The organism is Amycolatopsis sp. ATCC 39116 (genome assembly GCF_000231075.2).
GTDB lineage: Bacteria > Actinomycetota > Actinomycetes > Mycobacteriales > Pseudonocardiaceae > Amycolatopsis_E > Amycolatopsis_E tucumanensis.
In genome coordinates this window covers 45,154-68,312 of the sequence record NZ_AFWY03000011.1, presented here as the reverse complement: position 1 = coordinate 68,312, position 23,159 = coordinate 45,154, and the positions used below count along the sequence as shown (strand labels likewise).

Sequence of the window (23,159 nt, the reverse complement as noted above, 5' to 3'; positions counted from 1 at the left end):
GCCGACCCCGGAAGGAGGGCGCATGAGCACCCGGAAGGCACGGGCCGCGATCGTCGGACCCGGCAACATCGGCACCGATCTGCTCGTCAAGCTGCGGCGCAGCGAGCACATCGAGGTCGCGTACATGGTCGGGGTGGACCCGGCTTCGGACGGCCTGAAGCGCGCGGCCGCGCTGGGCGTGGAGACCTCGGCCGAAGGAGTGGACTGGCTGCTGTCTCGCGACGAGCTGCCGGACATCGTCTTCGAGGCCACCTCCGCCAAGGCCCACCTGGCCAACGCGCCGCGCTACGCCGAGGCCGGCATCCAGGCCGTCGACCTGACCCCGGCCGCCGTCGGGCCGTTCACCTGCCCCGCGGTGGACCTGCCGGACCAGCTGGGCGCCGCGAACTTCAACATGATCACCTGCGGCGGCCAGGCCACGATCCCGATCGTGCACGCCGTCGCCCGCGTGACCGAGGTGCCCTACGCCGAGATCGTCGCGTCGGTGTCGTCGCGGTCGGCGGGTCCGGGCACGCGCGCCAACATCGACGAGTTCACCCAGACCACCGCGCGCGGCCTGGAGATCGTCGGCGGCGCCGCGCAGGGCAAGGCGATCATCATCATCAACCCGGTCGAACCGCCGCTCATCATGCGCGACACGGTGTTCTGCGCGATCTCGCCGGACGCCGACCGCGACGCGATCACCGCCTCCGTCGAGCGGATGGTCGCCGACGTGCAGGAGTACGTGCCCGGCTACACGCTCAAGGCGGCGCCGCAGTTCGACGACCCGCGGCCGGGCTGGCAGGGCCGCGCCAGGGTGGCGGTGTTCCTGGAGGTCGCCGGCAACGGCGACTACCTGCCGCCCTACGCCGGGAACCTGGACATCATGACCGCCGCGGCCGCCCGTGTCGGCGAGCTGCTGGCCGCGAACCGGACTCAGGAGGTGCCGGCATGACCGAGCGGGAGGTGCGGCTCGTCGACACGAGCCTGCGCGACGGCAGCCACGCCATGGCGCACCAGTTCACCGAGGAGAACGTGCGGGACACCGTGCGGGCGCTCGACGCGGCGGGGATCTCGCTGATCGAGGTGACCCACGGCGACGGGCTCGGCGGGTCGACCTTCAACTACGGCTTCTCGCTGGTGGACGAGCGGAAGCTGATCGCCGCGGCCGTCGAGGAGGCCAAGCAGGCCAAGATCGCGGTGCTGCTGCTGCCCGGCCTCGGCACGGTCGCCGACCTGGAGGCCGCCGCCGACCTCGGCGCGGGCGCGGTGCGGATCGCCACGCACTGCACCGAGGCGGACGTGTCCATCCAGCACTTCACCGAGGCGCGCAGGCTCGGGCTGGAGACCGTCGGGTTCCTCATGCTGTCGCACATGGCCACGCCGGAGGCGCTGGCGAAGCAGGGTCGGATCATGGTCGACGCCGGCTGCCAGTGCGTGTACGTCGTGGACTCCGCCGGGGCGCTGATCCTGGAGGAGGCCGCCGACCGGGTGGCCGCGCTGGTCGCGGAGTTCGGCGACGCGGCGCAGGTGGGCTACCACGGCCACCAGAACCTCAGCTTCGGCGTCGCGAACTCGGTGCTCGCCCACCGGGCCGGTGCGAAGCAGATCGACGGTTCGCTCGTGGCGCTCGGCGCGGGCGCGGGCAACTCGCCGACCGAGGTGCTGGCCGCGGTGTTCGAGCGGCTCGGCGTCGAGACCGGTGTGGACAAGGACGTGCTGATGGACGCCGCGGAGAACGTGGTGAAGCCGTTCATCACGCGGCTGCCGGTGATGGACCGGTCGTCGATCGTGCAGGGCTTCGCCGGGGTGTACTCCAGCTTCCTGCTGCACGCCGAGCGCGCCGCGGAGCGCTACCAGGTGCCCGCGCACGAAATCCTCTACCGCGTGGGGGAGAAGCGCTACGTCGGCGGTCAGGAGGACATGATCATCGACATCGCGTTGCAACTGGTGGCGGAGCGCGAGTCCGCTTAGGACGACCGCACGAGCAGGCGCACGCAGTGCTCGACCAGGCGTTCCCGGGGCATCTCGGGGGTGCCGGACAGGTAGGCGGTGAACAGGTGGGTCAGCGCGCCGACGAGGCCGATCGCGGTCAGCTGCTTCTCCAGCGCGTCCATGCGCGCGGGCAGCTGCTCGCGGATCAGCCCGGCGAAGGCCGGCAGCAGCGCCATTCCGCGTGCGGACAGGGCCGGGTCGGTGATCGGCGCCAGCAGCAGGACCCGGCCCTTGCGTGGATCGTCCAGCATCAGCTCGACGAACGCGGTGACCGCGGCCTCGGCCCGCTGGGCCGGGGCGCGGCGGCTGTCCGGCACCGCGCCGGCGATGGCGCGGTGGGCCTCGGCGGCGACCTGCTCGTAGACCGCGACCACCAGTTCCTCGCGGTCGGTGAAGCTCTCGTAGAAGTACCGTTCGGTGAGCTTCGCGTGCCGGCACACCGCCCGCACCGTCACCGCCGCGCTGCCCTCGGTGCCGAGCAGGTCCAGCCCGGCGTCGAGCAGCTGGGCACGCCGGGCCGCCCGGCGGTCGCTCAGGGTCGTGCCCGCCCAGGTCTTCTCCGCCATCCGCCCTCACAATTGACTACAGGTGTTGTCAATTGTAGCGTTCGGATCATGGCACCGCAGCCCCTGGGCCCCGATTCCCTGACGTGGAAGTACTTCGGCGACTGGCGGACCCTGCTCATGGCACTGTGGGCAGGATCCATGCAGAACATGCACCCGGAACTCGGCGCGGGGGTGGAGGAGCACTCGCGGTTCTTCGCCGAGCGGTGGGAGCGGTTGTTCCGCTCGCTCTACCCGATCGGCGGCGTGGTCTACGACGGCCCGCGCGCGGCCGAGACCGCTCGCGCGGTGCGTGGGTACCACGAGACGATCCACGGCGTGGATGCCCGCGGCCGCCGCTACCACGCGCTGAACCCGGGCACGTTCTACTGGGCGCACTCGACGTTCTTCATGCTCACCGTCGTCGCGGCGGAGCGGATGATGGGCGGGCTGAGCGAGGCCGACAAGCGGCGGCTGTTCGACGAGCACGTCCAGTGGTACCGGCTCTACGGGCTGAGCATGCGGCCGGTGCCGGGCTCGTGGGAGGAGTTCCAGGCCTACTGGGACCACATGTGCACCGAGGTCCTGGAGGACAACAAGGCCACCAGGGACGTGCTGGACATCGCCGGCATCGCGAAGCCGCCGTTCGTGTCGTGGATGCCGGACCCGGTCTGGCGGTTGTCGCGCGTGGTGATCGCGAAGTCGTTCGTGTGGTGGACCGTCGGTCTGTACCACCCGGCGGTGCGCGAGCGGCTGGGTTACTCCTGGTCGCGCCGGAACGAGGTGCTGCACCGGCTGGCCGGCCGCGCGATCGGGCTCGCGTTCCGGTTCGTGCCGCACGACCGCCGCTACCACCCGCGCGCCAGGGCGGCGTGGCGGCGGGCGCGCGGCGAGGTCCCGGCGGACGCCCCGCTGGTGGAGACGCCGGCCCGCAACCTGCCGCCGCTGTCCGAACGGGACAGTCCCACCCATTACGTTCCCCGGGAGGTGTCGTGAAGCTCGGCTATCACATCGGTTACTGGTCCTCCGGTCCGCCGGAGGGCGCGCTCGACGCGATCCGCGCCGCGGAGGAGCTGGGGTTCGACTCGGTGTGGACGGCCGAGGGGTACGGCTCGGACGCGCTGACCCCGCTGGCCTGGTGGGGCGCGGCGACCTCGCGGGTCAAGCTCGGCACCGACATCGTCCAGATGTCGGCCCGCACCCCGACCGCCACCGCCATGGCCGCGATGACCCTGGACCACCTCTCCGGCGGCCGGTTCATCCTCGGCCTCGGCGCGTCCGGGCCGCAGGTGGTGGAGGGCTGGTACGGGCAGCCCTACCCGCGGCCGCTGGCCCGGACGCGGGAGTACGTGGAGATCGTGCGCCGGGTGGTGGCCCGGCGGGAGCCGGTGACCTTCGACGGCGAGCAGTACCAGCTGCCGCTGAAGGACGGGACGGGGCTGGGCAAGCCGCTGAAGTCCACAGTGCACCCGCTGCGCCCGGAAATCCCCATCTACCTGGCGGCGGAGGGGCCGAAGAACGTCGCGCTGGCGGCCGAGATCTGCGACGGCTGGCTGCCGCTGTTCTTCTCCCCGAAGAGCGACGCGTTCTACCGGGAGGCGCTCGCCGAGGGCTTCGCGCGCCCGGGCGCCCGGCACACGCAGGCCGACTTCGAGGTGGCCGCCTCGGTGCCGGTCATCGTGCACGACGACGTGGAGACCGCGGCCGGGTTCATCAAGCCGTCGCTGGCCCTCTACATCGGCGGCATGGGGGCCAAGCAGGTCAACTTCCACAAGGACGTGTTCGCCCGGCTCGGGTACGCCGACGTCGCGGAGAAGGTGCAGGAGCTCTACCTCGCCGGGCGCAAGGCCGAAGCCACCGCGGCGATCCCCACGTCGCTGGTCGAGGACACCTCGCTGATCGGGCCGCCGGAGAAGATCCGGGCGGAACTGGCCGCCTGGGAGGAGACCGTGGTGACGACGTTGCTGCTGCGTGGGGACGCGGGGACCCTGCGGCGGATCGCCGAGGTGCTTTCTTAGGTTTTCGCTACGCGGGTGGTGAGGGCGCCGGGCTTCGCTTCGCTACGCCCGGATGAAAGAAGCCGTCCCGAACCCGATCTTTCAGTGTTCGGTTGCCGAGACACCGCGTCAAGCCGGGAAAGCGTGGCTTGACCCGGTGGCTCGGCAACCGATTTGGCTGGGGATCGGGTTGCGGGAGAGGGGTGGCTCGGGGGCTTGGTTGCGGTTCGTTGCCGGATGGCGGTGTGGTGCCGCGCTTTGAACCCACCCGATCGAAGGGTTGGCAGTGCTGGGCGGACTCCTCTAGGCTCCGAAAAACCTGAAAGGGCTTCACGTCTGGAGGGAGGCCGCCGATGCCGGTGAGCCGCAGGACCGTCCTGGCCGGGGCGGCTGCCGCGCCGCTCGCCGCGGGAGTGCTCGCCACCCCGCAGGCGGCCGCGCAGCAGGGCTATCTCGTGGGCGTCGGCATCTCCGACGTCACCGGGCCCGCGGCGGAGTGCGGCATGATGGGCTACTCCATGCCGCAGCAGCAGACCGCCGGCATCCACCAGCGCACCCGCGCCCGCGCCTACATCGTCGCCGAACCCCGGTGGCCGCCGGATCGTGTTCGCCAACGCCGACGTCGGCGCGTTGTTCCAGTCCGTGCACCAAGGGGTGCTGGCCCGCCTCGCCGAGCGGTACGGCGACCTCTACACCGAGCAGAACGTGCTGCTCAACGCCACGCACACGCACGCGGGCTGCGGCGGGTCGTCCTGGTACGCCGCCTACAACCTGTCCATCCTGGGCTTCCAGCGGCAGACCTACGACGCCCAGGTCGACGGCATCACCGAGGCCATCCAGCAGGCGCACGGCAACCTCGCGCCGGGCACGATCAGCCTCGGCCGGACCGAGCTCACCGACGCCAGCGTCAACCGCTCCCGCACCGCCTTCGAGCTCAACCCGCGGGCCGACAAGGACCACTTCCCGCTCGCCATCGACCCGGCCGTCACCGTGCTGCGGTTCCGCCAGGGCGGCCGCGACGTCGGCGCCATCGCCTGGTTCGCCACGCACGGCACCTCGATGACCAACGCGAACAAGCTGATCAGCGGCGACAACAAGGGCTACGCCGCCTACGCCTGGGAACACGGCCGCGGCACCCGCTACCTCGACGGCGCACCGGAGTTCGTCGCCTGCTTCCCGCAGACCAACTCCGGCGACATGTCCCCGAACCTCAACCTCAAGCCCGGCTCCGGCCCGACCGAGGACGAGTTCGAGAACACCCGCATCATCGGCGAACGCCAGTTCACCGCCGCGAAAGCCGCCTTCGACGACGCCACTACCGCCGTCACCGGGCCGCTGGACTTCCGCTTCTGCTACGTGGACATGTCCCGCGTGACCGTGGACGGCCGCTACACCCCGGACGGGCGGCAGCGCACCACGGCCACCGCGGCGATCGGCGTGTCGATGCTCGCCGGCAGCACCGAGGACGGCCCCGGGCTCCCGCTGCCCGAGGGTGTCCGCAACCCCTTCATCGATGCGCTCGGCGGGATGGACGCGCCGATCCCGCAGGCGCTGGCCGACGCGCACGCGCCGAAGGTGATCGCGGTGCCGTTCGGCGCGATGAAGCCCCACCCGTGGGCGCCTGAGGTGCTGCCGCTGCAGATCCTGCGGCTCGGGCAGCTCCACCTCGTCGCCGGGCCGGCCGAGTACACGATCGTCGCCGGGCTGCGCATCCGCCGCACCGTCGCCGCCGAGCTGGGCGTGCCGCTGGAGAACGTGATCATGCAGGGCTACGCCAACGCCTACAGCCAGTACGTCACGACCCCCGAGGAGTACGACTCGCAGCAGTACGAGGGCGCGTCCACGCTCTTCGGCCGCTACACGCTGCCCGCCTACCAGCAGGAGTTCGCCCGGCTCGCGGCCGCGATGCGGGACGGGGCGAGCGTCCCGCGCGGCCCGCAGCCGCGTGACCTGTCCGGTGATCAGCTCAACTTCCAGCCCGGCGTGGTGGTGGACTCGCCGCCGCTGCTCAAGCGGTTCGGCGACATGCTCACCGAGGCGCGCGGCAGCTACCGACGCGGCGAGCAGGTGCTGGTCGAGTTCGTCACCGGCCACCCGAAGAACGACCTGCACCGGAACGGGACGTTCCTGGAGGTCCAGCGCCTGGACGGCGGCACCTGGGTCCGCCACGCCGACGACGGCGACTGGGCCACCAAGTACCGGTGGCGGCGCACCTTCCTGGCCGAGTCCACGGCGACGATCACCTGGGACATCCCGCCGGACACCCCGGTCGGCAAGTACCGGGTGGTCCACTCCGGCGACGCGAAATCCCTGGACGGCACGATCACGCCCTTCACCGGCGCCTCCCGCGCGTTCGTCGTCTCATGACGAATTCGCGCCCCGGGCGCTCCCCGGGCCGTGATCGATGACACGATGCGGGCGATCACCGGGTGCAGATCGGAGGACCATGGTCGCCCTACCGGCCAAGACCAGGCTCGGCTACTCCGCCGGGTCGTTCGTCACCGGCGCGTTCGGCACGGTGCCCGGCCTGCTGCTGTTGCCCTACCTCACCGACACGATGGCGGTGCCGGGCGCGGTCGCCGGGGCCATCGTGCTCGTGCCCAAGGCGTGGGACGTGCTGTTCAACCCGGTCGCCGGGCGGCTGTCCGACGCGAGCCTGAACCGCCGGGGGAGCAGGCGCCCGTTCCTGCTGTTCGGCGGGCTCGGCGTCGCGGTGCTGTTCGCCGCGATCTTCGCCCACCCCGGGTTCGGCAGCACCCCGCTGGACGCCGGGTACGTGGTGCTCGCGTTCTTCCTCTGCGCCACCGCGTTCGCCTTCTTCCAGGTGCCCTACAACGCGCTGCCCGCCGAGTTGACGGACAACTACCACGAGCGCACCCGCCTGACCAGCTGGCGCATCGGCCTGCTCGCGATCGCGATCCTGGTCTCCGGCGGCGGCGCCCCCGAGATCACCAACCAGGTCGGCGGCGTCAGCGGCTACCGCGTCATGGGGATCGTGATGGGCGCGATCATGGTGCTCGGCACCATCGCGGTGTTCCTCGGCACCCGGGGCGCGCCGGTGGGCAACCTGCGCCCGCCGACGCCCGGCTGGCGCGAGCTGCTCGCCACGATGCGCCAGTGGCGCGCCTTCCGGTGGCTGCTGGGCGTCTACTTCGTCCAGTCGCTCGGCCTGGCCACGCTGCTGGCCGGGGTCAACTACGCGTCCCGGTACGTGTTCGGCGACGCGGACCTGCAGACGTACCTGTTCGTCGGGTTCGTGCTGCCCGCGCTGGTCACCATGCCGCTGTGGCCGCGCATCGGCGCGCGCTGGGGCAAGCTGACGGGCTTCCGGTTCGCGTGCATCGCCTTCGGCGTCGCGTGCGCGGGCCTGTGCGCGGCGCTGGTGCTGCCGGTCGGCGTGTCGTTCGTGTTCGTCGCGCTCGCCGGGGTCGGCTACGCCGGGATCCAGGTGTTCCCGCTGGCGATCCTGCCCGACTTGATCAGCGCCGAGGAGGAGCGCACCGGCGCCACCAGGGCCGGCATCACCGCCGGGGTGTGGACCGCGTCGGAGACGCTCGGCCTGGCGCTGGGTCCGGGCCTGTTCGGGCTGGTGCTGACCGCGGGCGGGTACGTGTCCAGTGTGGACGCCTCCGCGGCGCAGCCGGGCAGCGCGGTCACCGCGATCCTGCTCGGGTTCGCGTTGCTGCCCGGGATCCTCGTGCTGGCGGGCCTGCCGCTGCTGCGCCGCTCGATCCTGGAGCCGCGATGAGGCCCGCCCGTGAGGTGCTCGCCCAGCTGCGGGAGCTGCGGGACGGCGACCTGCCCACCCACGGCGGCCGCACCCTGGCCTACGTCTACGACAGCGGACTGACCGGTGTGGACGAACTGGCCGCGCAGGCGCACGCACTCGCCTCCTCCGCCAACGGCCTCGACCCGACCGCGTTCCCGAGCCTGCGCCGCCTGGAGAACGACCTCGTCGCCGCCACCGCACGCCTGGTGGGCGGCACGCCGTCCACGGTCGGGGCGGTGACCTCCGGCGGCACCGAGTCGTGCCTGCTCGCGGTGCTCGCCGCGCGCGAGGGCCGCCCCGGCGTCGCCGAGCCGAGCGTGGTGCTGCCCTCGACCGCGCACGCCGCCTTCCACAAGGCCGCCCACCTGTTCCGGGTGCGGCCGGTCGTCGTGCCGGTCGACCCGGTCACCTTCCGCGCCGATCCGGACGCCATGGCCGCGGCGATCGACGACACGACGGTGCTCGTGGTCGCCAGCGCCCCGTCCTACGCGCACGGCGTGATCGACCCGGTCGCGCCGATCGCCGCCGCGGCCGCCGCGCGCGGGGTGCGGATGCACGTGGACGCCTGCATCGGCGGCTGGGTCCTGCCGTACTTCCGCCGTCTCGGCAGGCCGGTGCCCGAGTTCGGGTTCGGCGTCGAGGGCGTGACCAGCGTCTCGGTCGACCTGCACAAATACGCGTACTGCCCCAAGGGCGTGTCGGTGCTGCTGCACGCCGACGCTGAGCTGCGGCGCGGGCACTACTTCGCCAGCGCCGACTGGCCCGGATACACGATGCTCAACAGCACCATCCAGTCCACCCGCTCCGGTGGCCCGCTCGCCGCCGCGTGGGCCGTGGTGCAGCACCTCGGCGACGACGGCTACTCCGAACTCGCCCGGCAGACCCTGGCCGCGGTGACGGCCATCGCCGAGGGCATCCGGAGCATCGACGGGCTGCGGCTGCTCGCCGAACCGGACTCGACCCTGATCGCGCTCACCGCCGACGACGACGGCTTCGACCTGTTCACGGTCGCCGACGAGATGCGGGTCCGCGGCTGGTACGTGCAGCCGCAGTTCGCGCACGGGTCCTCGCCGGTGAACCTGCACCTCACGGTCACGGCCGCGAACCGGGGCGGCGAGGCCGGATTCCTCGCCGACCTCGCCGCCTCGGTCGCCGCCGCCCGGGAGGCCGGGCCGGTGACGGTGGACGAGAACGTGGCCGCGTTCGTCGCCGCGCTGGACCCGGACACGCTGACCGGCGAGCAGTTCGAGGGCCTGCTCACCGCCGCGGGCATGGGCGGCGGCGCGGGGTTGCCGGACCGGATGGCCGGGATCAACGCCCTGCTCGGCGCCGCTGCCCCGGCCCTGCGGGAACGGCTGCTGCGCGAGTTCCTCGGGATGCTGTACCGGCCGGGCTAGTGCGCCGCGTGGTCGTGCAGCTCCCACGCGGGGAACGGGTCTGGGCCGGCCTCCTCGCCGAGGCAGCTCTCCAGCGCGGCCGTCAGCGCCGCGTGGTCCAGGTCCGTCCCGATGAACACCAGTTCCTGCCGCGCCGGCCCGCTGCCCTGCGGTTCGAACCGCGCCACCGACCCGGCCTGCGACCACAGACCCACCACCCCGGGACGGGACGCGAGCGCGAAGAACCCCTTGGAGCGCAGCACCTTCCCGAACCGGCCGGAGTCCAGGTCCCGCGTCACGAACGACCACAGCCGCTCCGGCGCGAACGGCCGCGCGGCCCGGAACACGACGCTGGAGATGCCGTACTCCTCGGTCTCCGGCATGTGGTCGCCGTTCAGCTCCGCCACCCAGCCGGGCGCCTGCTGAGCCCGCTCCAGGTCGTAGCGGCCGGTCCCGAGCACCTCCCGCACCGGCACCTTCCCGAAGCCGGCGCGGATCACCTCCGCCGCCGGGTTGAGCCGCCGCAGCAGCGCCTCCAGCCGGACCAGGTCGTCCTCGCCGACGAGGTCGGTCTTGTTCAGCAGCAGCACGTCGGCGAACTCGACCTGGTCGATCAGCAGGTCGCTGACGGTCCGCTCGTCGCCCTCGTACTGGTCCAGCGACCGCTCGGCAAGGCCGTCCCCGGTGTCCAGCTCGCGGGCGAAGTTCACCGCGTCCACCACCGTCACCATGGTGTCCAGCCGCGCCCGCGGCAGGAACGTGAACGTCGCCGCGACCGGCATCGGCTCGGAGATCCCGCTCGACTCGATCAGCACGTGGTCGAACCGGCCCTCGTCGCAGAGCCGGCCCACCTCCTCCAGCAGGTCGTCCCGCAGGGTGCAGCAGATGCACCCGTTGGTCATCTCGACCAGGCGCTCTCGCGTGCGGACGAGCGCGGCGTCGATGTTGACCTCGCTCATGTCGTTGACGATCACGGCGACCCGCGTGCCTTCGGTGTTGCCCAGCACGTGGTTGAGCAGCGTCGTCTTGCCGGCGCCGAGGAACCCGGACAGGACGGTGACCGGGAGCGTCACCGTGCCAGCCGGTGGAAGTGCCCGAGCAGCTTGCGCGGCACGAGCTGCTCCTTGCCGTCGATCACCACCGGCACCAGGTCCGGCTTCACGGCCTTCCACTGGGCGCGGCGGTGGCGGGTGTTGCTGCGGGACATCTTGCGCTTGGGAACGGCCATCACTTCCGCCTTCCGTAACGGCGGTGGAACTTCTCCACCTGGCCCGCGGTGTCCATGATCCGGCGCGCGCCCGTCCAGAACGGGTGCGACCACGCGCTGACGTCGACGAGCACGAGCGGGTACGTGTTGCCGTCGCTCCACTCGATCGTCTTGTCCGAGGTGATCGTCGAGCGCGTCAGGAACGCGTCCCCGGTCGCGGTGTCCTGGAACACCACCGGGTGGTAGTCGGGGTGGATGCCGGGTTTCACTGCTTCTCCGTTCCGGACGTGACGTTCACGTCCTGCGTCTCGTCGGTTTCTTCGCACGGCTCCTCGTGCCAGGCGCCGAACGGGTCGTCGTAGGTCAGCCACTCCCGCTGCCCGGCCGCGAGCTCGGCGTCGGTGAGCAGCGCGCCGGACAGGGCCTCCTCGATCTCGGCCGGCGTGGCCTGATCGGTGACGACGAAGATCTCCGAGGCCCGGTCGCCGAACACCGGGTGCCAGCGCAGCGACGCCAGCGTCCGCCGCTCCGGCGACACGTCCGTCCACGCCGGACCGTCCGGCGCGTCCAGCCACGGCCCGGCGTGCCCGACCCCGAGGCCGCCGCCCGCGGACTCCAGCCACAGCGCCATGTCCGGCTGGCTGGCCACCCACACCCGGCCGCGGGTCCGCACCACCCCGTCGAGCAGCACGTCCAGCGCGTCGTGCAGGCGTTCCGGGTGGAACGGGCGCTGCGCGGTGAACAGCAGCGTCGCGACACCGCAGTCCGCGCCCAGTGGGGGCTCGCCGTGCAGCAGCGGGCCGTGCATGTCGGTCACCTCGCCGCGCCGCGCGTCCGGGGGCACGTCGGCCAGGCGCGAGGTGCGGAGAGCCGCCGGGGCGACCCGGTCGAGGACGGCCGCGGTCTTCGCGTCGGTCCAGGCGTCGGCCGTGCCGGTCAGCACGAGCACGTCGGCGAACTCGGCCTGAGACAACGCGACCTGCGCGACCGTGCGCTCGTCGTCCTGACTGGCCTGCAGCCCGCGCTCCTCCAGGGTGTCGTCGCCGGTCGCGTCGGCCAGCCAGGAGCCGCGGTCCAGCACCGTGTGCACGCCGTCGATCGCCACGAAGTCGCTCACCGGCCGGTCGCCGACGAGGACGTGCCGGATCGCCCAGCAGACCGGTTCCGGCTCCATCGCCTCGTCCAGCCGCACCACGATGTGCCGCACGCCGGGCGTGCCGGCGAGGCGGCGCAGCAGCGGGAGCAGGTCCTCCCGCAGCGTGCAGGACACGCAGCCGTGCGCGAGTTCCAGGACGGCCGTCTCGTCGCGGTCGCCCAGCCGCAGCCGCCGCCGCACGACGCCGCCGCGGATCTCGCGCAGGTCGTGGTGCACGACCGCGGTGCCGGGCCGGGCCGCGCGGGCCTGTTCGGCGAGGTCCGCGGTGGCCGCCGGGACGAGGCCGCTGATCAGGGTGAGGGGCACCCGGGTGGTGCCGGTCGTTTCGGGATCCACGCGTTGTAGAGTAGGTGATAATGAAAATCGATACCAACTAGGGAGGGTGGATGTCGGCGGTCTGCCAGGTCACCGGCCGCAAGCCGGGCTTCGGCAAGCAGGTGTCCCATTCGCACCGGCGGACCTCGCGGCGGTGGGACCCGAACGTCCAGCGGCGGCGCTACTGGGTGCCGTCCGAGGGCCGCTGGGTCACGCTGCGGGTCTCGGCGAAGGGCATCAAGACGATCGACAAGCGCGGGATCGACGCCGTGGTGGCCGAACTGCGCGCGAAGGGGGTGAAGCTGTAGTGGCCCGCAACGACGTCCGGCCGATCATCAAGCTCCGCTCGACCGCGGGGACCGGCTACACGTACGTGACGAGGAAGAACCGGCGCAACGACCCGGACCGGATGGTGCTGCGCAAGTTCGACCCGGTGGTGCGCCGCCACGTCGAGTTCCGGGAGGAGCGCTGATGGCGAAGAAGTCGAAGATCGCCCGCAACGAGCAGCGTCGCGCCGTCGTGGCCCGCTACGCCGAGCGCCGGGCCGAGCTGAAGGCGGTGGTGTCCTCGCCGAAGTCCACACCGGACGAGCGGGCGGCCGCGGTGGTGGCGCTGCAGAAGCTGCCCCGTGACTCCAGCCCCACGCGGCTGCGCAACCGCGACACCGCGGACGGCCGCCCGCGTGGCTACTTCCGCAAGTTCGGGCTGTCCCGGGTGCGGCTGCGCGAGATGGCCCACCGCGGCGAGCTGCCCGGCGTGTCGAAGTCGAGCTGGTGAGCGCCGTGCCCAAGTACGTCAAGGACCGGCCCGGCCGCCGTCGCCGCAACCTGCTCGCCGAGGCGGACGTGTCCGTTGTGGACTGGAAGGACGTGGACCTGCTGCGCAAGTTCATCTCCGACCGGGGCAAGATCCGCGCCCGCCGGGTGACGGGCCTGTCGCCCACGCAGCAGAAGCAGGTGGCCCAGGCCATCAAGAACGCGCGCGAGATGGCCCTGCTGCCGTACCCCTCGTCGGCGCGCTGACCCGGTGCGGGCCGTCCGGCCGGACGGCCCGCACTAGGCTCGATGTCATGAGCGAGCCGTCCGACGAGATGATCGAGCTGTGGAGCCGGGTGTTCCAGATGGCCCGGGAGGGGCAGACGGAGACGCTGGCGGCCTACGTCGACGCCGGCATCGCGGTCAACCTGACCAACGACCGCGGCGACACGCTCGTGATGCTGGCCGCCTACCACGGCCACGCCGGGACGGTCAAGGCGCTGCTCGACCGGGGCGCCGACCCGAACCGGCTCAACGACCGGGGCCAGAGCCCGCTGGCGGGCGCGGTGTTCAAGAACGACCCGGACGTCGTCAAAGCGCTGCTGGCGGGAGGCGCCGACCCGGCGGCGGGCACCCCGTCGGCCGTGGACACCGCGCGCATGTTCGGCAATACGGAGTTGCTCACACTCCTGCAACCCTGAGGTGTTTTCGCGGCACCCAGCAGGCATGCTTGTCCGCATGCCTGAAGACCAGCACTACCTCGTCGGCCTCGACCTCGCCGGGCGGCGCGTGGTGCTCGTCGGCGGCGGGACCGTCGCCCAGCGCAGACTGCCCCGCCTGATCAGCGCCGGCGCCGCCGTCGAGCTGATCTCGCCGTCCACCACCCCGGCCGTCGGCGGCATGATCGACGCCGGCGAGGTGGTCTGGCACCAGCGCCGCTACGCCGACGGCGACCTCGACGGCGCCTGGTACGCCCTGGCCTGCACGGACGACCCCGAGGTGAACGCCGCGGTCTGCGCGGAGGCCGAGCGGCGCCGCATCTTCTGCGTGCGCGCCGACGCCGGCATCGAGGGCACCGCCGTGACCGCCGCGGTCGGTCGCCACGAGGGGCTGGTCGTGGGCGTCCTCTCCGGCGGCCAGCCGCTGCGCTCGGCCGCGGTGCGCGACAACATCGTCGAGGCCCTGCACACCGGCGCGATCGCCGACGACATCACCCCGCCCGACGCCGCCGAGCTGCCCGGCGTCGCGCTTGTCGGCGGCGGCCCAGGCGACCCGGAGCTGATCACCGTCAAGGGCCGCAGGCTGCTGGCCCGCGCCGACGTCGTGGTCGCCGACCGGCTGGCCCCGCGCGAGCTGCTCGACGAGCTGCACCCGGACGTCGAGGTCGTGGACGCCGCCAAGATCCCCTACGGCCGCGCCGCCAGCCAGGACTTCATCAACGCCACCCTGATCGAGCACGCCAAGGCGGGCAAGTTCGTGGTCCGCCTCAAGGGTGGCGACCCGTACGTGTTCGGCCGCGGCTTCGAGGAGCTGCTCGCGTGCGCCGAGGCGGGCGTGCCGGTGACCGTGGTGCCGGGCATCACCAGCTCGATCGCCGGTCCCGCGGCGGCCGGGGTGCCGGTCACCCACCGCGGGGTCGCCCACGAGGTCGTCGTGGTGTCCGGGCACGTCGCGCCGGACCACGAGAGCTCCCTGACCGACTGGTCGGCGCTGGCGAAGCTGCGCGGCACGATCGTGCTGATGATGGGTGTGGAACGGCTCGGCCAGTTCGCCGCCGCGCTGCTCGACGGCGGCCGCCCCGGCGACACGCCGGTCGCGGTCGTGGAGAACGGCACCATGCCGACCCAGCGGGTGCACCGCTTCACCCTGGCCACCGCGGCCGAGGACGCCAAGGCCGCCGGGGTGCGCCCGCCCGCGGTGATCGTGATCGGCCCGGTCGCCGGCCTCCTGCCGGATCAGCTCCGGTAGCAGCGCCGCACGAAGTCGAGGATCGCCGCGGTCAGCCGTTGCGGGTCGAACCGCAGCTCGACCGGGCTGCGCGCCTGCACGAACTCCGCCGCGGGCAGGTCGGCGGCCAGCGTGTCGGCATCGCCGAACGGGTGAACCGGGTCGCGCTGGTGCCCGATCACCAGCGCGGGCACCTCGATCCGCTTGCGCACCGACCGCGGCGGCGCGATCCGGCCGAAGAACACGCCGTGCAGCAGCGCCGCCATCGACGCCGGGCGCTGGTCGAGCGTGTCAGTGACGACGTCCACCCACTGGCTGCCCTGCGGCACCAGGCCGGCCACCTTCGCCACCGCCTGCACCCCGAACGGCACGAACCGCGCCGCGAACAGCAGCGGCGTGAACGCCAGCAGCCCGGCGACGATCGCGTTGTCCAGCACCGGCATCTCCACCACGACCCCGCGCAGCCGCTCCGGCGCCTTGACCGCCGCCTCCAGCGCCACGTTCGCGCCGAGCGACGTCCCGCCGACCACGGCCCGGTCCACGTCCAGGTGGTCCAGCAGCGCCAGCACCTGGTCGCCGAACGCCGGGATCGAGTAGTGCCACGACTCGCGCGGCCGGTCGGACTCACCGTGCCCGAGCAGGTCCAGCGTGACGACCCGGAACCCCTCGGCGGCCAGCCCGCGTGCCAGCGGCGCGTGCATCCGCCGGGTGAACATCAGGCCGTGGGCCAGCACGACCACGCGGTCGCCGGTGCCGAACTCGGTGTAGCAGAGCCGGTGGCCCTCGAAGGTGAACGCGGCGGCCAGTCCGGTGGTCTCCAGGGGACGGGTCAGCATGACGATCAGGAAACCACCCACCGGGCGTCCCCGCACAGGCTTGTGCGCGGGATCGTGTCCGGATGCGTCAAGATGGCCGCATGACTGACACCGCCGACAAGCTCCCGGACCTGGTCTCGCTCGCCGTCGAGCGAACCGGCCCGGTCGCCCGCGTGACCCTGCTCGGGCCGGGCAAGGGCAACGCGATGGGCCCGGACTTCTGGCGCGAGCTGCCGATCGTGTTCCGCACCCTGGACGCCGATCCCGCGGTACGGGCGATCGTGCTGACCGGCAGCGGGAAGAACTTCTCCTACGGCCTCGACCTGCCCGCGATGATGGGCGGCTGGGCGCCGCTGCTCGCCGGCGACGCCCTGGCCGGCCCGCGCACCGAGTTCCTCCGCGAGATCCGGGTCCTGCAGGACAGTGTCACCGCCGTGGCGGAGTGCCGCACCCCGGTGATCGCCGCCGTGTCCGGCTGGTGCATCGGCGGCGGCGTCGACGTGATCGCGGCCGCCGACGTGCGGCTGGCCAGTGCGGACGCGAAGTTCAGCGTGCGCGAGGCGAAGGTCGCGATCGTGGCGGACCTGGGCAGCCTGCAGCGGCTGGCCGGGATCATCGGCGAGGGCCACCTGCGTGAGCTCGCCCTGACCGGCAAGGACATCGACGCCGCCCGCGCCGAGCGGATCGGGCTGGTCAACGACGTGTACGCCGACCAGGACGCCGTGCTGGCCGCGGCCGACGAGCTGGCTCGCGAGATCGCCGCCAACCCGCCGCTGGTCGTGCAGGGCGTCAAGGAGGTGCTCTCGCTCAACACCGAGCGGCAGGTCAGCGACGGGCTGCGCTACGTCTCCACCTGGAACGCGGCCTTCCTGCCCAGCAAGGACATCCAGGAAGCGGTGCGGGCGTTCATGGAGCGCCGGGCGCCCGAGTTCACCGGCGAGTGAGGAGCAAGGCCATGAGCAACGCCGCTCACCAGCAGTTCCGCGAGGCACGCGACTTCCTGCTCGCGCACCGCGAGGACTACGACACCGCCTACCGCGAGTTCGCCTGGCCGGAACTGGACGAGTTCAACTGGGCGCTGGACTGGTTCGACGTGGTCGCCGCCGATCCGGCCAACGCGGAGAAGTACGCGCTGTGGATCGTCGAGGAGGACGGCGGCGAGGGCCGCTGGACCTACCCGGAGATGTCCCGCCGCTCCAGCCAGGTCGCGAACTGGCTGCGCGGCCTCGGCGTCCGCCGCGGCGACCGCCTGATCCTCATGCTCGGCAACCAGGTCGAGCTGTGGGAGACGATCCTCGCCGCGATCAAGCTCGGCGCGGTGATCATCCCGGCGTCCACCCTGCTCGGCGCGGCCGACCTGCGCGACCGCGTGGACCGCGGCAACGCGCGGCACGTCGTGGTCCGGTCGGCGGACGTCGAGAAGTTCGCCGACGTCGCCGGCGACTACACCCGCATCGCGGTGGGGGAGCGGGCCGAGGGCTGGCACTCCTTCGCCGACGCCTATTCCGCGGAGGAATCGTTCACGCCGGACGCCCCGACCGCCGCGACCGACCCGCTGCTGCTGTACTTCACCTCCGGCACCACGGCCAAGCCGAAGCTGGTGCAGCACACGCACGTGTCCTACCCGGTCGGGCACCTGTCCACGATGTACTGGATCGGGCTCGAACCCGGCGACGTGCACCTGAACATCTCCTCGCCCGGCTGGGCGAAGCACGCGTGGAGCAACGTGTTCGCGCCATGGAACGCCGAGGCCACGGTGTTCCTGTTCAACTACACGCGCTTCGACGCCGGCGCGCTGATGGCGCAGATGCAGCGGTGCGGGATCACCAGCTTCTGCGCGCCGCCGACGGTGTGGCGGATGCTGATCCAGGCCGACCTCGGCGCGCTGGAGACGCCGCCGGTCAAGGTCGTCGGCGCGGGCGAGCCGCTCAACCCGGAGGTGATCGACCAGGTCCGCAAGGCGTGGGGCGTCACGATCCGGGACGGGTTCGGGCAGACCGAGACCAGCGTGCAGATCGCCAACACGCCCGGCCAGGAGGTCAAGTCCGGGTCGATGGGACGCCCGGTGCCCGGGTTCAAGGTCGTGCTGGTCGACCCGGTGAGCGGGCAGCCCGCCGAGGAGGGCGAGATCTGCCTCGACCTGACCGAGCGGCCGGTGGGGCTGATGGTCGGTTACGCCGACGACGAGGAGCGGACCGCGGAGGCGTTCCGCGGCGGCTACTACCACACCGGCGACGTCGGCTCGGTCGACGCGCGCGGCTACATCACCTACGTCGGCCGCACCGACGACGTGTTCAAGGCGTCGGACTACCGCATCTCGCCGTTCGAGCTGGAAAGCGTGCTGCTCGAACACGAGGCGGTCGCCGAGGCCGCGGTGGTGCCCGCGCCGGACCCGATCCGGCTCGCGGTGCCCAAGGCCTACGTGGTCCTCGCGGCCGGGCACGAGCCGGACGCGGCCACGGCGGAGAGCATCCTGGCGTTCTGCCGGGAGCACCTGGCCCCGTACAAGCGGATCCGGCGGCTGGAGTTCGCCGAGCTGCCGAAGACGATCTCGGGCAAGATCCGCCGCGTCGAGCTGCGCGGCAAGGAACAGGCCACGCCGGACTCCCGCCCGGCCGGCGAGTTCCGCGAGGACGACTTCCCGGGGTTGAAGGGCTGAGCGCGGGCCGCCCCCGGTTCGCGGCCGGGGGCGGCTACTCCGGTTCGGTGACGCGGGCGAAGACGGTGTCCTCGCCGCGGCTGCACGTGGTGCCGCCCTGCGACGCGGGCGGGCCGGAGACGCACAGCCAGCCGTCGACGGTCTCGCTCACCGGACGGCCCGACCCGGCGGGCTGCCGCCCGGCGATCGCCCGCTGGAACCGGGTCACCAGGTCGGTGGCCTGACCGCAGCTCAGGCTGCTCGTCGTGGTCTCCATGACCTGCAGGGTCAGGCCGCTGGCGGCCGGCACGGTGCCGCAGCCGTCCGCGCGTGCCCCGGTCGTGGTGGGCGACGTGCTCGGCGCGGGGGTGGCCGTGCTCGCCGGCGCGCTCGCGGGGACGCTCGTCTGGGGTGTGACGCCGGGCGTGGCGGAGCAGCCGGCCAGGACGCCGGCGGACAGGAGCAGCAGCGGCAGGACGCGGCGGGGTGCGGTCATCAGTGGTTGCCTCCTCGGCGGGAAAGTACCGTGGCTTCGGCGAAATCGCAGGCAGGACGCGCCCGGCGAGGCTCCACTGTGGACGATGATCCACCGGCCGGGTGAATAGTTGGCAGGCGGCTAACACTTCGCCCGCCTCGCGCGACACCACAGTCGTGTTGAGCACCGAGACCGAGACGGATCCGCTTCCGACCGCCCCCTGCTCCGTCGTGTGGAGCCAGGGCCGCCCGTACGTCCTCGAGGCGGGGGCCGGGACCCTGCGCTGGGTGGGCACCGACCACCTGGGCCGCCCACTCACCCTCACCGGCGACGAACTCCGCCGCCGCGGCTGGACGCACCGCCGCGCGGGCTGACACCCCGCGCGCGAGGTCCGGCGGAGCCGGGCTCCGAGAGCGGCCGCGGGCCGAGGGTCTCGCCCGGCTGCCCGGCCTACCGCCGAGGTGCGAGGCCGGGTATGCGCGGTTGCCGAGGTTGCTCGCCGTTGGCGGCCCGCGGGCAGCGACCCCGAGCCCGGGTCGGACTGCGGGAACAGGCCGCGAGCCCGGTCGGGTTCCACGAGCGGTCGCGGGCCGAGCGCCTCGCCCGTCTGCTGCGGGCACGGGCCGCAAGCCCCGATTGGTTCCACGGCCGCCGTCGGCCCGGCGGGGCCGAGCCCGCTTCCCGAACCGGCCAGCCCCAAGCCGCCGGGCCCAAGCCGCCGGGCCCGAGCCGCCGGGCCCGAACCGCCGGGCCCCGGTCGTCGCCACAACCACCGGGCACCGCCACTCCGAGGGTGAACCCGCCCCAGCCCCACCGATTAGGGTTACCTCGTGATCGAACCCCGCGCCGAGACGGCCGAGCCCAGCCTGCTGCGCCAGGCGTGGACGGTGCCGAACCTGCTGTCCCTGCTGCGGCTCGCGGGCGTCCCGGTGTTCCTGTGGCTCCTGCTGGGCCCGCGGGCCGACGGCTGGGCCCTGGCGCTGCTGGTGTTCAGCGGCCTGTCCGACTGGCTGGACGGCAAGCTCGCGCGCTGGCTGGACCAGACGAGCCGCCTCGGGCAGCTGCTCGACCCGGCCGCCGACCGGCTCTACATCGTCGCCACGCTGATCGCCTTCCTGGTCCGCGGCATCGTGCCCTGGTGGCTCGTCGCGGTGCTCGTCGGGCGTGAGCTGCTGGTCGGGGTGGCCCTGCTGGTGCTGCGCCGCAACGACTACGCGCCCCCCGAGGTCACCTACATCGGCAAGGCCGCGACCTTCGTGCTGATGTACGCCTTCCCGTTCCTGCTGCTCACGCAGGGCGGCTCGACCGCGGCCGCGATCGCCCGGCCCATCGCCTATTCCTTCACCGCGTGGGGCACCGTGCTGTACGTGTGGTCCGGCGCGTTGTACCTGCTGCAGACCTTCTGGGCGGTCCGGCGTGCCAGAGCGGGCGCGCGGATGTAAGACTTCGCGCGAGCATCGCGAAAGACCCGCGAGCCGGGGCAGGAAAGGGGACGTGGAGTGTCCGCGCCAGAAGAGTTGCGCTACACCGAGGAGCACGAGTGGGTGGCCACCCGTGACGGGGACGTGGTCCGGGTCGGGATCACCGAGTACGCGCAGGACCAGCTGGGTGACGTGGTGTTCGTCGACCTGCCCGAGGCCGGCAAGGCGGTGACCGCGGGGGAGCCGTTCGGCGAGGTCGAGTCGACCAAGAGCGTGTCCGAGCTGTTCGCCCCGGTCGACGGCGAGGTCGTCGCCGTCAACGACGCGGTGAGCGACTCGCCGGAGCTGATCAACAGCGACCCCTACGGCGAGGGGTGGCTCGTCGAGATCCGGGTGAGCGACGCCGACGCCGTGGCGGGGCTGCTCGACGCCGACGCCTACAACCGGCTGACCGCAGGCTAGGACCGCGTTTTGGGGGGAGCCGCGGGGGCCGAATCGATCAGGCACGGTACGTTGGCAGCCACAGGTTTTCAGCCAGCGACACATCAGTGGTGAGGAGAGCTCAGGTGAGCACCAACGACGGGCCCGGCGTTCCCCCGGAGCAGTCTCCGGAGCGGACCTCGGTCTTCCGGGCCGACTTCCTGGCGGACGTGGAGGGTCAGGAGGCGCCGACGCCGGAGCCTTCGGTCGCCGGTGTCGACGCGCTGCCGGCAGGCACGGCGTTGCTGGTGGTCAAGCGGGGCCCGAACGCCGGTTCGCGCTTCCTGCTCGACCGGGACACCACGAGCGCCGGGCGCCACCCGGACAGCGACATCTTCCTCGACGACGTCACGGTGTCCCGCCGCCACGCGGAGTTCCGTCGCGAGGGCGGGGAGTTCGTCGTCATCGACGTGGGCAGCCTGAACGGCACCTACGTGAACCGCGAGCCGGTCGACCAGGCGGTGCTCGCGGGCGGTGACGAGGTGCAGATCGGCAAGTTCCGCCTGGTCTTCCTGACCGGCCCGGGGCACGGGGGCCAGGGGGCGCGGTGACGGCTGCCGGGCGGCCACAGCGTGATGGACTGAGCATCGGGGCGGTGCTGGCGCAGCTGCGCCCGGACTTTCCCGATGTCACCATCTCCAAGATCCGGTTCCTCGAGTCCGAGGGGCTGGTCCGCCCGGGCCGGACCGCGTCCGGATACCGGCAGTTCTCCGCGGCGGACGTCGAGCGGCTGCGGTTCGTGCTGGCCGCGCAGCGGGACCACTACCTCCCGCTCAAGGTCATCAAGGAGCAGCTCGACGCCGCCGACCGCGGTCTGTCCGACGGCCAGGGCCTCGGCGGCAGGCTGCCGCGCAAGCTGGTCCCCATCCCGGCGGCGCCGGGTCCGGGGGACGGGCTGCCCCGGCCCGACGACTTCGCGCCGGGCCGCGACGTCCGGCTCACCAGGGAGGACCTGCTCGCCGAGGCGGGCGTGGACAGCTCCCTGCTCGCCGAGCTGGAGCAGTACGGCCTGATCCGCCCCGGCGCGGCCGGGTTCTACGACCCGGACGCGGTGCTGGTGGCTCGCACGGTCCGCGCCATGACGGAGTTCGGCATCGAGCCGCGGCACCTGCGTGCCTTCCGCGCGTCGGCGGACCGCGAGGTCGGCTTGCTCGAGCAGATCGTCGCGCCCGTGTCGCGGCAGCGTGACCCGGACGCCAAGGCGCGGGCGGACGAGCTGGCGCGGCAGCTGGCGGCACTGTCCGTGACGTTGCACACGCTGCTGGTCAAAGCGGGCATCCGGGACGTGACGGGCGGGTGAGCCCGGCGGTGCGGTTCTGGATCTCCGCTGGTCGTGGGTCGCGACGGTAATGACATGGTTTCGGGACTCCGCAGCGAGCCGCCGATGCCGTACCGTTGGTGATGGATTTGCCGGAACGGTCCACGCGACTGCCACCCAGTCCCCGCGAACGAGCACGGCGCCGGGATGGCGGGTAGCGTCGGAGATGTCGATGCGGGGTCCCCGGACCAGCGCCGCGGCCCGCGCACACGAGAGGGAGGCGAAGCCCGATGAGCGAAATGCGCGTCGTCGGCGTGCGGGTCGAGTTGCCCGCGAACCAGCCGATCTTGTTGCTCCGGGAGGCGCAGGGTGAGCGGTACCTCCCCATCTGGATCGGGTCCGTGGAAGCCACCGCGATCGCACTCGAGCAGCAGGGCGTGCGCCCCGCGCGCCCGCTGACCCACGACCTCCTCAAGGAGGTCATCGGCGCGCTGGGCCGCGAGCTCGAACAGGTCGTGATCACCGACCTGCGCGAAGGCACGTTCTTCGCCGAACTGGTCTTCGACGGCAACGTGCGGGTCTCCGCGCGGCCGAGCGACTCGGTGGCGCTGGCCCTGCGCGTCGGGGTGCCGATCCACGCGGTGGACGCGGTGCTCGACGAGGCCGGGCTGATCATCCCGGACGAGCAGGAGGACGAGGTCGAGAAGTTCCGCGAATTTCTCGAATCCGTCTCGCCGGAGGACTTCCGCGGCGCGGACACCTGACCGCCCCGCCTCCGGCGGCGCCGAAGGGGTCTTCCCGGCTCGAGCACCGGCCGGGAGGGCCCCTTCGGCGCGTTCCGGGGCCCTCCGCGGCGAAAATTACCCGGCCGGGTAACCGTGGTCGGGGCGTCTTCACCGATCAACTCTCCATACTGCGTCGAGGCGTGGCCGCGCGTCGCGTTGACCGGGCGCGCGCCCGCGCATACCGTCGATGGCGGTAAATCGCTTCGGTGTGATTCGGCCGCGGCGCGGTCACTGGGGCACCAGAGCGGT

27 protein-coding genes and 1 pseudogene are annotated in these 23,159 nt (G+C 72.5%); 21 read left to right on the top strand and 7 right to left on the bottom strand.

All coding sequences use genetic code 11. From position 1 onward, the window contains the following. The first annotated feature begins 22 nt into the window (after positions 1–22). Entirely contained in the window at positions 23–934 is a 912-nt protein-coding gene (locus AMY39116_RS0315225) for an acetaldehyde dehydrogenase (acetylating) (RefSeq protein ID WP_020418498.1), read from the top strand. Continuing rightward, positions 931–1,953: a 4-hydroxy-2-oxovalerate aldolase gene (gene dmpG, locus AMY39116_RS0315220; RefSeq protein ID WP_020418497.1), complete on the top strand. Its 1,023-nt coding sequence runs from the start codon at positions 931–933 to the stop codon at positions 1,951–1,953. The genes AMY39116_RS0315225 and dmpG overlap by 4 nt, the downstream gene beginning before the upstream one ends. Here the strand turns inward: dmpG and AMY39116_RS0315215 are convergent. Next, positions 1,950–2,540, bottom strand: coding sequence for a TetR/AcrR family transcriptional regulator (locus AMY39116_RS0315215; RefSeq protein WP_020418496.1), 591 nt, complete (start codon positions 2,538–2,540; stop codon positions 1,950–1,952). The two genes, dmpG and AMY39116_RS0315215, sit on opposite strands and share 4 nt — an antisense overlap. Before the next feature lie 48 nt (positions 2,541–2,588). On the opposite strand from AMY39116_RS0315215, the gene AMY39116_RS0315210 reads away from it, so the two are divergent. The 5 genes and pseudogenes from AMY39116_RS0315210 to AMY39116_RS0315190 all read left to right on the top strand — a co-directional run bounded on the left by AMY39116_RS0315210 (position 2,589) and on the right by AMY39116_RS0315190 (position 9,679). After that, positions 2,589–3,512 carry an oxygenase MpaB family protein gene (locus tag AMY39116_RS0315210; protein ID WP_020418495.1) on the top strand — a complete coding sequence of 308 codons (924 nt, stop codon included), beginning with the start codon at positions 2,589–2,591 and terminating at the stop codon, positions 3,510–3,512. Beyond that, positions 3,509–4,534 (top strand): LLM class F420-dependent oxidoreductase, encoded by a 1,026-nt coding sequence (locus AMY39116_RS0315205; RefSeq protein ID WP_020418494.1) that lies wholly within the window; start codon positions 3,509–3,511, stop codon positions 4,532–4,534. Before AMY39116_RS0315210 ends, AMY39116_RS0315205 begins: the two co-directional genes overlap by 4 nt. 332 nt (positions 4,535–4,866) lie before the next feature. Further along, a pseudogene (locus AMY39116_RS42885) lies at positions 4,867–6,880 on the top strand (neutral/alkaline ceramidase). Positions 6,881–6,959: 79 nt separating this feature from the next. Continuing rightward, positions 6,960–8,261 carry an MFS transporter gene (locus tag AMY39116_RS0315195; RefSeq protein WP_020418492.1) on the top strand — a complete coding sequence of 434 codons (1,302 nt, stop codon included), beginning with the start codon at positions 6,960–6,962 and terminating at the stop codon, positions 8,259–8,261. Continuing rightward, positions 8,258–9,679: an aminotransferase class V-fold PLP-dependent enzyme gene (locus tag AMY39116_RS0315190; RefSeq protein WP_027935941.1), complete on the top strand. Its 1,422-nt coding sequence runs from the start codon at positions 8,258–8,260 to the stop codon at positions 9,677–9,679. The genes AMY39116_RS0315195 and AMY39116_RS0315190 overlap by 4 nt, the downstream gene beginning before the upstream one ends. On the opposite strand, the gene AMY39116_RS0315185 is transcribed toward AMY39116_RS0315190, so the two are convergent. Genes AMY39116_RS0315185 through mrf form a run of 4 tightly spaced genes read right to left on the bottom strand, consistent with a single transcriptional unit; the run spans position 9,676 to position 12,357 of the window. Then, positions 9,676–10,731 (bottom strand): GTP-binding protein, encoded by a 1,056-nt coding sequence (locus AMY39116_RS0315185; protein WP_020418490.1) that lies wholly within the window; start codon positions 10,729–10,731, stop codon positions 9,676–9,678. The two genes, AMY39116_RS0315190 and AMY39116_RS0315185, sit on opposite strands and share 4 nt — an antisense overlap. Continuing rightward, complete coding sequence (gene rpmF, locus AMY39116_RS0315180) at positions 10,728–10,886, bottom strand: 50S ribosomal protein L32 (RefSeq protein ID WP_020418489.1); 159 nt, start codon at positions 10,884–10,886, stop codon at positions 10,728–10,730. Before rpmF ends, AMY39116_RS0315185 begins: the two co-directional genes overlap by 4 nt. Beyond that, positions 10,886–11,134, bottom strand: coding sequence for a type B 50S ribosomal protein L31 (locus AMY39116_RS0315175; RefSeq protein ID WP_017988074.1), 249 nt, complete (start codon positions 11,132–11,134; stop codon positions 10,886–10,888). Before AMY39116_RS0315175 ends, rpmF begins: the two co-directional genes overlap by 1 nt. Then, positions 11,131–12,357: a ribosome hibernation factor-recruiting GTPase MRF gene (gene mrf / locus AMY39116_RS0315170; RefSeq protein WP_020418488.1), complete on the bottom strand. Its 1,227-nt coding sequence runs from the start codon at positions 12,355–12,357 to the stop codon at positions 11,131–11,133. The genes AMY39116_RS0315175 and mrf overlap by 4 nt, the downstream gene beginning before the upstream one ends. A gap of 50 nt (positions 12,358–12,407) precedes the next feature. Between mrf and rpmB the strand changes: the two genes are divergently transcribed. Genes rpmB through cobA form a run of 6 tightly spaced genes read left to right on the top strand, consistent with a single transcriptional unit; the run spans position 12,408 to position 15,059 of the window. Continuing rightward, positions 12,408–12,644, top strand: coding sequence for a 50S ribosomal protein L28 (gene rpmB / locus AMY39116_RS0315165; RefSeq protein WP_020418487.1), 237 nt, complete (start codon positions 12,408–12,410; stop codon positions 12,642–12,644). Further along, a complete protein-coding gene (gene rpmG, locus AMY39116_RS0315160; RefSeq protein WP_017988077.1) occupies positions 12,644–12,808 on the top strand; it encodes a 50S ribosomal protein L33 in 165 nt (54 codons plus the stop codon). Before rpmB ends, rpmG begins: the two co-directional genes overlap by 1 nt. Then, complete coding sequence (gene rpsN, locus AMY39116_RS0315155; protein WP_020418486.1) at positions 12,808–13,113, top strand: 30S ribosomal protein S14; 306 nt, start codon at positions 12,808–12,810, stop codon at positions 13,111–13,113. Before rpmG ends, rpsN begins: the two co-directional genes overlap by 1 nt. Further along, positions 13,110–13,358: a 30S ribosomal protein S18 gene (rpsR, locus tag AMY39116_RS0315150; RefSeq protein ID WP_017988079.1), complete on the top strand. Its 249-nt coding sequence runs from the start codon at positions 13,110–13,112 to the stop codon at positions 13,356–13,358. Before rpsN ends, rpsR begins: the two co-directional genes overlap by 4 nt. A 47-nt stretch (positions 13,359–13,405) precedes the next feature. Next, positions 13,406–13,792, top strand: coding sequence for an ankyrin repeat domain-containing protein (locus AMY39116_RS0315145; protein WP_020418485.1), 387 nt, complete (start codon positions 13,406–13,408; stop codon positions 13,790–13,792). Between the two features lie 37 nt (positions 13,793–13,829). Beyond that, positions 13,830–15,059 carry a uroporphyrinogen-III C-methyltransferase gene (gene cobA / locus AMY39116_RS0315140; RefSeq protein ID WP_020418484.1) on the top strand — a complete coding sequence of 410 codons (1,230 nt, stop codon included), beginning with the start codon at positions 13,830–13,832 and terminating at the stop codon, positions 15,057–15,059. Here cobA and AMY39116_RS0315135 read toward each other — a convergent pair. Further along, positions 15,047–15,874 carry an alpha/beta fold hydrolase gene (locus tag AMY39116_RS0315135; RefSeq protein WP_157358558.1) on the bottom strand — a complete coding sequence of 276 codons (828 nt, stop codon included), beginning with the start codon at positions 15,872–15,874 and terminating at the stop codon, positions 15,047–15,049. The two genes, cobA and AMY39116_RS0315135, sit on opposite strands and share 13 nt — an antisense overlap. A gap of 80 nt (positions 15,875–15,954) precedes the next feature. Here AMY39116_RS0315135 and AMY39116_RS0315130 point away from each other — a divergent pair, with 80 nt between their 5' ends. Together AMY39116_RS0315130 and AMY39116_RS0315125 are read left to right on the top strand one after the other, a co-directional pair. Beyond that, positions 15,955–16,797 (top strand): crotonase/enoyl-CoA hydratase family protein, encoded by an 843-nt coding sequence (locus AMY39116_RS0315130; protein ID WP_020418482.1) that lies wholly within the window; start codon positions 15,955–15,957, stop codon positions 16,795–16,797. Positions 16,798–16,808: 11 nt separating this feature from the next. Then, on the top strand, positions 16,809–18,512 hold the full coding sequence (locus tag AMY39116_RS0315125) for an AMP-binding protein (protein ID WP_020418481.1): 1,704 nt from the start codon (positions 16,809–16,811) through the stop codon (positions 18,510–18,512). Between the two features lie 34 nt (positions 18,513–18,546). Here the strand turns inward: AMY39116_RS0315125 and AMY39116_RS47445 are convergent, their stop codons facing one another. Beyond that, positions 18,547–18,987, bottom strand: a complete 441-nt coding sequence (locus AMY39116_RS47445; protein WP_020418480.1) for a hypothetical protein — start codon at positions 18,985–18,987, stop codon at positions 18,547–18,549. A 155-nt stretch (positions 18,988–19,142) separates the two neighbouring features. Between AMY39116_RS47445 and AMY39116_RS0315115 the strand changes: the two genes are divergently transcribed. From AMY39116_RS0315115 to AMY39116_RS0315090, 6 genes are all read left to right on the top strand, one after another. Then, positions 19,143–19,340 (top strand): hypothetical protein, encoded by a 198-nt coding sequence (locus AMY39116_RS0315115; RefSeq protein ID WP_027935939.1) that lies wholly within the window; start codon positions 19,143–19,145, stop codon positions 19,338–19,340. A 456-nt stretch (positions 19,341–19,796) separates the two neighbouring features. Next, positions 19,797–20,408, top strand: coding sequence for a CDP-alcohol phosphatidyltransferase family protein (locus tag AMY39116_RS0315110; protein ID WP_020418478.1), 612 nt, complete (start codon positions 19,797–19,799; stop codon positions 20,406–20,408). Between the two features lie 57 nt (positions 20,409–20,465). Continuing rightward, positions 20,466–20,849 (top strand): glycine cleavage system protein GcvH, encoded by a 384-nt coding sequence (gene gcvH, locus AMY39116_RS0315105; protein WP_027935938.1) that lies wholly within the window; start codon positions 20,466–20,468, stop codon positions 20,847–20,849. Positions 20,850–20,953: 104 nt separating this feature from the next. Further along, on the top strand, positions 20,954–21,418 hold the full coding sequence (gene garA, locus AMY39116_RS0315100; RefSeq protein ID WP_017988089.1) for a glycogen accumulation regulator GarA: 465 nt from the start codon (positions 20,954–20,956) through the stop codon (positions 21,416–21,418). Next, positions 21,415–22,167: a MerR family transcriptional regulator gene (locus AMY39116_RS0315095; RefSeq protein ID WP_039791535.1), complete on the top strand. Its 753-nt coding sequence runs from the start codon at positions 21,415–21,417 to the stop codon at positions 22,165–22,167. The genes garA and AMY39116_RS0315095 overlap by 4 nt, the downstream gene beginning before the upstream one ends. A 248-nt stretch (positions 22,168–22,415) precedes the next feature. Beyond that, positions 22,416–22,889, top strand: coding sequence for a bifunctional nuclease family protein (locus AMY39116_RS0315090; RefSeq protein WP_017988091.1), 474 nt, complete (start codon positions 22,416–22,418; stop codon positions 22,887–22,889). The last annotated feature ends 270 nt before the right edge of the window (positions 22,890–23,159 follow it).